This window comes from Rhodoblastus sphagnicola, assembly GCF_002937075.1.
Lineage (GTDB): Bacteria > Pseudomonadota > Alphaproteobacteria > Rhizobiales > Beijerinckiaceae > Rhodoblastus > Rhodoblastus sphagnicola.
The window spans coordinates 116,716-126,219 of the sequence record NZ_NHSJ01000129.1 but is presented as its reverse complement, the minus strand read 5'-3'; the positions used below and the strand labels follow the sequence as shown (position 1 = coordinate 126,219).

Genomic DNA, 9,504 nt, shown 5'->3' with positions numbered 1-9,504 from the left:
GCTTCTCCCAACCCTCGCCGGAGGCGTAGCCATCTCCCCCCTCTTTCGCCGGATGGGCGATCCACTTTTTCTCGGCCTGCTCCCAATAGGGCTCGGCTCGACAAAGAACACGCCCACGCCCGGCCTCTCCAGCTTCTAGGCCAGGGTCCAGGCCGTCTTGCCCTCGATGACCGCGCCAACACGCTTCGGTCGCGCCTTTTTCATGACCGGGCTACGCTCCATCGGGTGGGTGAAGACCAGGTCGAGTTTTACCTCTCCGCCTTCGGAAAGAACGTCCGCCGAGGAGCGGAGCATCGCGATCTCGAATTCAATGCGGCGCGGCATGATAATCACAGCTTACATAATAGTCCTAGTCTCTCAAGCGGACGCTCTGACACTCTTCTCAAGGGCGCGCCCCAATTGGCGCGCGGCGCTCATGGGTTTACAATGGCCTCCTTCAACCGGACAGGAGACGTTCATGGTTCACGACCACGACGGCCACTCCAAAGCGCACAGCGTATGAGGCGTCACCACATGGGATGCCAGACGACACAATAATCAGTTTTGACAGGATTCCGACAGTTGGAGCGACCTAAGAGGTCGTCATGGCCTTTCGACACGGTTGGCCTGGCTCCCAGGTCCGATCTGGGACGCCTTTAGGATCGCTCTGGAGATGACCCCGACATGCGTGCAGCTTTCGCCCTCACTGCTGCGTTTCTCTCTGTTATTGGGAGCGCGCCTCATGCGTTCGCTCTCGAAGGTGGGCTTCCATCTGGCTTGCGAGACAATTCATCGCGGACAGAGCGCGTCAACTCTTGCGCGGAAACGAAATATCAATGCCTGCAAAATGTCGGGCCCTGGACTCGCTATCCTTCACAGCGCGCGCAGTGCGTCATCAGGTACGACCAATGTTTGAGCAGGTGAATGACGCAGAGCGCAAGGCTAAATAAGATGAGATGTCCGTAGCCTTGCCCAATGCCGGTGGAAAGCGCTTCCCTGAAATCAGGTGTATTGCAGAATTCAATGTCCGCTGACCGGATGGATTGGCGGAGTCTCCCGGTTGTGGCGACAATCCTTGGCTGGACAGATGGAAACTGCAACTGACCGCCTGCGCTTCGTAAGTCTCCTGTTGGAGCTCTTTCAGCTCGCGAAGGAGACCGATTGTGAACGGATTCAAAGCCGCCATATCCGCGACCGCGCTGGCCTGCCTGACAGCCCTGCCGGCGCAAGGCCATTTCCAGATGGTCTGCACGCCGAACGTCAACCTGGAAAAGCCGGGCGAGAGTCCGCTTCTCCCGGGGTTCGCCCTGGCGCCCGCGCCTGACTGGATTCCGCAGAGAACCATTTCATCCAGCATTTCACCAATGCGCTTGACGAGCCCTTCTACAATCGCGTCGTTTCCATCTTTCTGGACTTGCCGCAGGCCATGATCGTGGTATCGCACGACCCGCGCTTCCGCTGCGAGATCGCCACGCGGAGCGTCATGCTCGAAGAAGGGCGATTGATCGAACGCGGCGCGCGGAATTCCGACCCTTTCGGGATCCGCGCCCACTCGTAACCACCTCGGCGCCGGCTCGATGCTGGCGCCGATAAACGGATCTTGGCGGCTATGTGGATCGTTGAACCAGCCACGTGCGACGATGCGAGCGCGTGTGCGTCTCATACGAAATCCGAATGATTCATTCGGATTTCGTATTCCGTTCGCGCGGAATTCCGCTTCCACCTCAAGGAATTCCGCGCGATTTTGTTTCCGCGAATCGCGAAGCGATCCAGCGGAAACCGTATCAATGGCGGACTCTGCGGGAGCGTCGGCGTTTCACGTCGCAAATCGAACGGTGCGCGCCCGATGATATGCGCGCTGTTCGACATGCGTGACCCGGACGAGGCGGTTGCAGCCGCGCCCTTCAGCTACGTTTGCGCGCGGCCGTTCCTGACCGTGCGCTTTCGCGTCCCCCAGCGCACATTGGGCTGGTCGATGCTGCATCCGGGTTTCGCGACCGTCAGCGACGTGGTGTGGGTGGAGGTGCGCAACGCCGATCTTGGCCCGGACGTCGACGCCTACGCCTTTCTTCGGGCGCGTCTGGCCTTGGCCGGCGCAGGCGACGCGCTCGCCTTCATGACGTCTCGCGACATCTCGCGACATCACTTTCGCCGGCGGCGCGTCGAAGACATCGAGGCCTCCTGCCTGACCACCGTCGGGCTGTCGAACGCAGAACGCATCGGCATGCGAAAGCCGAATCCCGCGCGGGCAGGAACCATCAATACGCTCGTCCATGTGTCGCATCCTCTGAGCGACGGCGCCTATGTCGAGGCCCTGTCCATCGCGGTGCAGGCGCGCACGGCGGCGATCCTGGAAACCAGGCCGGCCGGGGTGGAAAAGCCCGTCACCGGCACGGGTACGGATTGCGTGGTCATCGCTGCGCCCTGCGCCGCAGCCCCGCTATGCTGCGCGGGGCTGCACACGGCCGTCGGCGAGGCGATCGGAGGCGCGGTCTATGACGCCACCCGCGAAGGCGCCGAAGCCTGGAACGCCGAATTCATTCCGGGCTGACCGCTCGCCATCAAGGCGGCTGCGACGCGCCGCCGCATTCGCAGCCTAACTAAAAAACGGCTCTTGCATGTCGTGAAGGCCGAGAATACAAAATCAGCGTCATCGGTGCCCCGGGTAAAGCCGGGGTGAAACGGGAATGCGGTATGGACATCCGTCCGAATCCGCAGCTGCCCCCGCAACTGTAGGCGACTTTCCTTCCGCCAATGCGCCACTGGAAGCGATCAGCTTCTGGGAAGGCGGCGGAAGACGGGTCGCGAGCCAGGAGACCGGCCGATGCGCATCATAACCCAACGCCGTCGGTGGGACGGCAGGAGGACTCATGGCTACGCTCTCCAAGCGTCGCGCCGCCTTGCTGGCGGGCGGCGCAATCATTTCCATATTTGCTCAACATGCCCGCGCGCAGGCGCAACAGGCCCCTGACCAGTTCCAGGCGCTCGGCGATATCGAGGTGACGGCCACCCGCACCGAACAGCCGGTCGCCCGCGCCGCCAGCGCCGTCACGGTCATTTCCGCCGAGGACATCGAAAAGCGCGGCGCATCCGGCCTGGAAGACGTGCTGCGGGGAACGCCGGGGCTCGACATCTACAGCAATGGCGGCGTGGGAACCGTGACGCCCGTGTTCCTGCGCGGCTCGACGCCCGGCCAGACCCTGGTTCTGCTCGACGGCGTTCGCATCAACGATCCAAGCATCACCGACGGCTCGGTCGATCTCGGCGCCTTTTCCGCCGGCAATATCGAGCGCATCGAAGTTTTACGCGGGCCGCAATCGGCGCTTTACGGTTCGGACGCCATGGGCGGCGTCATCAATATCATCACCCGCAAGGGCGAAGCCGCGCCGCATGGCTCCGCTTCCGTCGAAGGCGGCAGTTTTGGGACGGTTCACAGCCGGGTCCAGGAGTCCGGCGCCATCGACAGCTGGTCGTGGTCCTTTGCTTTCGACGCCCTGCATGTCGATGCGCCAGCGCGCTACGGCTATCGGGTCAAGGGCCCGCTCAGCTACGGCTATGGCGTCGCGCAGGGACCGGCGCCGGATGTGGTCGAGCCGACCAACAAGGTCGGCGGCTCGGCGCAACTCAGCTATCGCGTCAACGAGGACATCACCGTCACCGGCGGCTTCACGGGCTACAATATGGGATCGCGCTACGACAATCCCGGCGCCTCTCTGCCGGCCGATGTTTACGGCGGCTTCAACCGCACGCTCTCCACATTCCTGCAGGGCTATCTGCGCATCGACGACGACGCTTTCGACCAGAGGCTTCACAGCCGACTGACGGCGTTCGGCAACGACAGCAAGCGCGACTTATGGGAAACCGAATATTTTTGCGAAGCGGCTTTTTCGGGCAATTGCAAGCACGGCTATGAAGGCGGGCGCTACGGGGCCGAATATCAGGGCGACCTCAAGCTCGACGCCTATGGTCTGCTCACTTTCGGGGCCAAGACCGAGACGGAAACGCTGCGCATGACCAGCCAGGACGCGCCCGGCGGCCCCGACTTCGCCACCTTGTCGGCGCGGCAGAGCACAAATTCGCTGTTCGCCCAGCACCAGTTCACCCTGCTGGACCGGCTCGACATCACCTATGGCGGTCGCATCGACTCCGTCGGCGGCGTGAAAACCTTCGACACCTGGCGCGTGACCGCCGCCTACCGGCTGGAGGAGACGGGGACCAAGCTGCGCGCGACGGCGGGGACGGGGGCCAAGGCGCCCTCGCTCTACCAGCGCTTCAGCCCCTATGGGAATGCGAACCTGAAACCGGAGGAAAGCACCGCCTACGATGTCGGCGTCGATCAGAAATTCGGCGACCGCCTGACGCTGTCAGCGACTTATTTCAACAGCCGCTACAGCAACCTGATCAATTACGGCTACGACTCGACCTGCGCGACGTCGCAGTTCTATGGCTGCTACTACAATGTCGGACGGGCGCGCATAAAGGGCCTGGAGCTTTCGGCCGAGGCGGTCGTGCTGCCCGACATTTTGCGCGCGCGGGCATCCTACACCAACATGGACGCCCGCAATCTGGCGACGGGTGAGGTCATCCAGCGCCGCGCGCACAACAAGGGATCGGTCTCGCTGATCTATGCCGGCGTTCCCAAGCTTGAAGTCGAGGGGCGCCTGACCGTGGTCGGCGCCAATCCCGACAAGAGCTACAACAACTATGCCTACACCTCGACGTCCGTCGTGCTGCCGGCCTATGCCAAGATCGACATTTTCGCCAGCTACAAGCTCGATCGCGGCGTGTCGGTGTTCGGGCGGATCGAGAACCTCACCGACACGCGCTACCAGGAAATCGCCAATTACGGCGCCCTTGGCCGCGCCGTCTATGGCGGCGCGAAATACGAGTGGTGACGGCGGGGAGCGAGACGGGCCTCCCGTCCGTCTCGCTTCGCGCGCCTGCGGGTGCGACCTTTCCAAGTCTCGACGAGACGCCGCGAGAGAGACGCTGATCTCGATCGAAAATGGCGCTCGATAGCAAAAGTTGGCTGAAACATGATTCAGGCTCCTCGCCTTGCGGGATTGGAGCGATCTTGGCTGTCGCCCCTGCTGCTCGCCTTGGTCGGCGTCTTGATGCTGGTTTCGCTCAGCATCGGCGCGGCGCCCCTCCCGATCAGCGCCGTCGTCGAGGCGTTGTTCGGGGGCGCGAGCGAGGCGCACAGGGTGATCGTCCAGGAAATCCGCCTGCCGCGAACGCTGCTCGCCGCCACGATCGGCGCCATGCACGGAGTGTCGGGCGCCGCCCTGCAAGGCCTGTTGCGCAATCCGCTCGCGGCGCCGTCGCTGTTTGGCGCGCCGCAGGCCGCCGCTTTTGGCGCGGTGCTCGCCATCGCGACAGGGGTGGGCGACGCGCTGTCCTTCGCCTTGCCGCTGTCCGCGATCCTGATGGCGTTTCTGTCCGCCTTTCTCTTGGTCGTCATCGTCGGCCGCGAGTCGAATCTGCTGCTGCTCATTCTCGCCGGTCTCGCCTTGTCGAGTCTGGCGGGCGCCGCCACGGCGCTGGCGCTCAATCTGGCGTCGAGTCCGTTCGCGGCGCTCGAAATCTCGTTCTGGCTGCTCGGCTCGCTCGACGACCGCAGCTTTCGCCATGTCCTGCTGGCCTGGCCTTTCATGGCTTGCGGGGCTTTGCTGCTGCTGGCGCCGCGCGATGCGTTTCGTGTGCTGAGCCTCGGCGAGGAGGCGGCGCAAAGCCTCGGCGTCAATGTCACGGCTTTGCGTCTGAAAGTCATTCTCGGCGTCGCGCTGGGCGTCGGCGCTTCGGTGGCCGTTTCCGGAACGATCGGCTTCATTGGCTTGGTCGTGCCGCATCTCATGCGCCCCCTGGTCGGACACGATCCCGGCCGGCTGCTCGCGCCCAGCGCCTTCGCCGGCGCCGCGCTGTTGCTGGCCGCCGATATCGCCGTGCGCCTGATCCCTTCGAGTTCCACGATCAAGGTCGGCGTCCTCACCGCTCTGATCGGCGTCCCGTTCTTTCTTTACCTGGTGTTCCGCGAACGCCTCAGACTGGGAGGCGCCGGCGCATGATTCCGATCAATGGTTTCGAAGTTTGCAATCTCAAGGTTCGCCTTGGCGGCCGCATGGTCCTGCGCGACATTTCGTTCAGCGCGCAACGCGGCGCGCTCGTCGCCCTGGTCGGGCCGAGCGGCGCCGGCAAGACCACGCTTTTGCGCGCGATGGCGGGCCTGATCCCGAGCGAAGGCGGCATCGTCGCCGACGGCGAGGACGTTCGCGGACTGTCGATCGCCCAGCGCGCCCAGCGTTTCGCCTATGTGCCGCAAGATGATTCGGTCCACTGGCCGCTGCCGGTCCACGATGTCGTCGCGCTGGGGCGCTATCCCCATGGCGCGTCGCGCCCCGGCCGGTTGAGCCCGCGCGATGTCGAGGCCGTCGCGCGCGCGCTCGATGCGGTCGATCTCGGCGGCATGGCGGGCCGGGCCGTCACCGAACTTTCCGGCGGCGAACGCCGCCGCGTGGCGGTGGCCCGCGCGCTGGCGACGGAAGCGCCCATTCTCTTCGCCGACGAGCCGACGGCTTCGGTCGATCCGCACTACCAGCTCTCGATCATGACACTGCTGCGGCGACAGGCGCGGCAGGGCGCGCTGGTCTTCGTCGTCACCCACGACCTCGGCGCCGCCGCCCGCTTCGCCGATCGCGTGCTGATGTTGCGCGCCGGTCGTCTGGAAGAGGCGGGAGCGCCGCGCGACGTGCTCGCGCCCGCGCAACTCGCCGAGATCTTCTCCATCGAGGCCTTTCGCTGCGACCATGCGAGCGAACAGGTGATCGTGCCCTGGGCCGCGCGATGAAAGGCCTCTGGCGGCGCCTTGTCCTGACGGCGACCTTGGTCGCGGCGAGCTGGACGCAAGGCGTCAGGGGTGAAGCCGCGCCGGTTCGCATCGCCTCGATCAACATGTGCGCCGACCAACTCCTGCTGGCCTTGGCCGACCCCGACCAGATCGCCGGACTCGGGCCTTATGCGCGCGATCCGCAAATGTCCTGGCTCGCCGAGGACGCGCGCCGCTACCCGCGCTTGAGCGGCGAGGCGGAGGACCTCATCGCGTTGAACCCCGACCTTGTGCTCGCCGGGAAATACGGCAAGAAGGCCACGCGCGATCTGCTTCGGGACCAGGGCGTGAAGGTCGCGGAATTCGACATTCCCCGCAGCATTGAGGATGTGAAGGAGCAGATTCGGCGCGTCGGCGAGATCGTGGGGCATCCAGAGCGCGCCAGCGCGCTGAACGCACGAATCGACGCTTCGGCGGCGCGGGCGCGCGCGGCGGCTTCACAATGGCGCGCCCGTGTTCTCGCGGTCTCGCGGCGAGGCTGGGTCGCCGGGAGCAACGGTCTGTTGTCGTCGCTGCTGGCGACCGTCGGCCTCAGCAATTCCGCAGACGAACTCGGATTGAGAAGCGGCGGTTTCGTCACCCTGGAAACCATTATCGCGACGCAGCCAGATCTCATCCTGGTCGCGGAATCGTCGCCGCGCGCGGAAGATCAGGGCCAGGCGATGCTGCTGCATCCCGCCCTCGAACGCGACTATCCCGCCGCGCGCCGCATTGTCATTCCAGAGCAATTGACGATTTGCGGCGGACCCATGCTGCCCGCCGCGCTGGATCGCCTGTCCGCCGCCATGGCGCGCATTTCGCGCTGATCAGTCGTTTGCCGGATCCTTGATGCGGTTCGGATCCTGTTCACGGCCTTGCCAGAACGTCGGCCGCTCCAGCCAGCGCTGGATGAAATTCCACGCGCGCTTGTAGCCGTTGTGCGGCAGTATGCAAGCCGAACAATCCTTACGCTTCAGGCCATTGCGGTCGATGATCACCCCATACGGCCCCGGACATTCATAGGCGCTGAGCGGGCAATAGCAGAACAGGCAGTTGAACTCGCGCTCCACGCCCGGGTGGCAGGGCATGAAGGGACAAGCGGAATTGGTGAACCCCATATAGCCGGTGTTGTTCGTCGAATCCTTCGGCTCCATGCGTTCCTTCCTCGCGTTTGAACTTTCGGCGTCGCGGCGGGCGGCCGCAGACGATCAACCAAAATGCCGTCGAGCCGCGGCCGGCTGGCGCATATTCCCGAAAAGTGTGCGCGGTTTTCGGAAAAGAATATGCGCAAAACCAAAGATTTAGAGCAAGTTCGGTGAACGGGAGTTCACCGAACTTGCTCTAGCGGCGCTGTTCGAAACCGCGCGTCCGCGCGACCAGGGGAGGAAACAGCCATCGCCAATGCGTTGCGTCGCCGCGCTCCGGCTGCTCGCGCGCGGCGGCCGCATGGTCGACGCGATCGGAAAGGGCTGCGACTTCAAGGGAGACGCGCCGCCGACGACATGATGTGAAGGGGTCATGGCGATGCGGCGGCTTCGAGCGGGACGCCAGGCGCTCCGGGATCAGTCGCCATGCCTGCGCATTTCCAGCACCCGGCGCACCTTGGCCCAGGCTTCCGGACAGAACACCGCGCGCCCTTCGGAAACAGCCGGCCGCGCCCATATCGCCTTGCGTCGGAGCGCTTTCGCGCTTTCGTAATCGACGCTGCCGGGCGGGGGCGCGACGTCCAGGATCACGGCATGTTCGGGCAGCCGCGCCAACACGTCCGCGCTGATGAACTGCATCAGGTCGGTCGAAATGACGACATCGAAATGCGCGGCCTGATCCGGGATGTCTTCCAGCAAATGCGGCGTCGCGCCCATCGTGATCAAGTCGCGCGCCTCATCGAGGTCGACGGCGATGGCGTGGACGTTCACATCTTCGGACAGAAGGCAACGCAACAACCCGTCGGTAAACTTCGCGCGCCCGGCGAGCAGGACTTCCCGCCTGGGTTTTGACGGCATCGCGTCGGGGATAAGCAAGGGGCTGTCGTCGGGAGCGATGGTCGCGCGGTCGGCTGCCTTTGTCGGCGCGGGCTTGCTGCGCATGGGCGCCCGAATTCGCGATGAAAGCGGATGCGCTGCTCTTTCCTGCGCGTCGAGGAAAATCCAGCACAGCACGATTTCCAGATCGCGCCAAAAGCGACGCGCAATCCAAGACGGGCGCCAACGCTTCGGCGCCGCGACGGCTGGAAACCACAGGGGGAGACCGCGCGCGCGGCGCCGCTCCGATCCCGAATCGTTGGGCCGCGTCTCGTCGGCCACGGAAAGCGCCGAAACCAAAATCATGGCTGGGTCTCCGCTATCCGTTCCGCCGCGACGTGGCCGGCGCGCGCGCGGTTCGCAGACGATTTGCCTGCGGTTTCGGCGCCGCGGGAATGATGATGGAGGCGTTTCGGAAAGATGCACATATGCAATTCCGTGCAAATGGCGGCGCTGCTTCGGTTAGGCGGCGTCGGGGCGAACGTCTTGAATCCATCGCGTCAGATCGAGCGATCATACGATCACGTCGCGCGCGCGGAAACGGAGCGCGCGATTGCGACAGCTTTCGATGATTGAGAATGACGCGACAGGGCCGGGCGCGGCTAACCTCTGCCTGAGCGCGAAAGCGTTAGAGCCGCAAAA

The 9,504-nt window shown here is 64.4% G+C and carries 9 protein-coding genes and 1 riboswitch; of the genes, 5 read left to right on the top strand and 4 right to left on the bottom strand.

Annotated features, from left to right (window positions below):
- Window positions 1–135 precede the first annotated feature (135 nt).
- Window positions 136–324, bottom strand: a complete 189-nt coding sequence (locus CCR94_RS21560; RefSeq protein ID WP_104510178.1) for a hypothetical protein — start codon at window positions 322–324, stop codon at window positions 136–138.
- 550 nt (window positions 325–874) lie between these two features.
- Complete coding sequence (locus CCR94_RS24750) at window positions 875–1,642, bottom strand: hypothetical protein (protein ID WP_146090135.1); 768 nt, start codon at window positions 1,640–1,642, stop codon at window positions 875–877.
- Window positions 1,643–1,846: 204 nt separating this feature from the next.
- On the opposite strand from CCR94_RS24750, the gene CCR94_RS21555 reads away from it, so the two are divergent.
- The 5 genes from CCR94_RS21555 (at window position 1,847) to CCR94_RS21535 (ending at window position 7,668) form a co-directional block, all read left to right on the top strand.
- The gene (locus CCR94_RS21555) at window positions 1,847–2,530 is read left to right on the top strand and encodes an adenosylcobinamide amidohydrolase (protein ID WP_104510205.1); all 684 of its coding nucleotides are present in this window, start codon (window positions 1,847–1,849) and stop codon (window positions 2,528–2,530) included.
- An 86-nt stretch (window positions 2,531–2,616) separates the two neighbouring features.
- A riboswitch (cobalamin riboswitch) is annotated at window positions 2,617–2,819 on the top strand.
- A 30-nt stretch (window positions 2,820–2,849) separates the two neighbouring features.
- On the top strand, window positions 2,850–4,874 hold the full coding sequence (locus CCR94_RS21550; RefSeq protein ID WP_104510175.1) for a TonB-dependent receptor plug domain-containing protein: 2,025 nt from the start codon (window positions 2,850–2,852) through the stop codon (window positions 4,872–4,874).
- Window positions 4,875–5,015: 141 nt separating this feature from the next.
- A complete protein-coding gene (locus tag CCR94_RS21545; protein WP_244594172.1) occupies window positions 5,016–6,044 on the top strand; it encodes a FecCD family ABC transporter permease in 1,029 nt (342 codons plus the stop codon).
- Complete coding sequence (locus CCR94_RS21540; RefSeq protein ID WP_104510173.1) at window positions 6,041–6,823, top strand: ABC transporter ATP-binding protein; 783 nt, start codon at window positions 6,041–6,043, stop codon at window positions 6,821–6,823. Before CCR94_RS21545 ends, CCR94_RS21540 begins: the two co-directional genes overlap by 4 nt.
- Entirely contained in the window at window positions 6,820–7,668 is an 849-nt protein-coding gene (locus CCR94_RS21535) for an ABC transporter substrate-binding protein (protein WP_104510171.1), read from the top strand. The genes CCR94_RS21540 and CCR94_RS21535 overlap by 4 nt, the downstream gene beginning before the upstream one ends.
- Here the strand turns inward: CCR94_RS21535 and CCR94_RS21530 are convergent, their stop codons facing one another.
- Together CCR94_RS21530 and CCR94_RS21525 are read right to left on the bottom strand one after the other, a co-directional pair.
- Complete coding sequence (locus CCR94_RS21530; RefSeq protein ID WP_104510169.1) at window positions 7,669–7,995, bottom strand: cysteine-rich small domain-containing protein; 327 nt, start codon at window positions 7,993–7,995, stop codon at window positions 7,669–7,671.
- A 408-nt stretch (window positions 7,996–8,403) separates the two neighbouring features.
- Window positions 8,404–9,168, bottom strand: coding sequence for a hypothetical protein (locus CCR94_RS21525; protein WP_104510166.1), 765 nt, complete (start codon window positions 9,166–9,168; stop codon window positions 8,404–8,406).
- Window positions 9,169–9,504: the final 336 nt, after the last annotated feature.

Coding starts and splice junctions, on each gene's coding strand:
- CCR94_RS21540 (WP_104510173.1), top strand. CDS start 6,041: ATGATTCCGATCAATGGTTTCGAAGTTTGCAATCTCAAGGTTCGCCTT.
- CCR94_RS21550 (WP_104510175.1), top strand. CDS start 2,850: ATGGCTACGCTCTCCAAGCGTCGCGCCGCCTTGCTGGCGGGCGGCGCA.
- CCR94_RS21525 (WP_104510166.1), bottom strand. CDS start 9,168: ATGATTTTGGTTTCGGCGCTTTCCGTGGCCGACGAGACGCGGCCCAAC.
- CCR94_RS21560 (WP_104510178.1), bottom strand. CDS start 324: ATGCCGCGCCGCATTGAATTCGAGATCGCGATGCTCCGCTCCTCGGCG.
- CCR94_RS21545 (WP_244594172.1), top strand. CDS start 5,016: ATGATTCAGGCTCCTCGCCTTGCGGGATTGGAGCGATCTTGGCTGTCG.
- CCR94_RS21535 (WP_104510171.1), top strand. CDS start 6,820: ATGAAAGGCCTCTGGCGGCGCCTTGTCCTGACGGCGACCTTGGTCGCG.
- CCR94_RS24750 (WP_146090135.1), bottom strand. CDS start 1,642: ATGAGACGCACACGCGCTCGCATCGTCGCACGTGGCTGGTTCAACGAT.
- CCR94_RS21530 (WP_104510169.1), bottom strand. CDS start 7,995: ATGGAGCCGAAGGATTCGACGAACAACACCGGCTATATGGGGTTCACC.
- CCR94_RS21555 (WP_104510205.1), top strand. CDS start 1,847: ATGCGTGACCCGGACGAGGCGGTTGCAGCCGCGCCCTTCAGCTACGTT.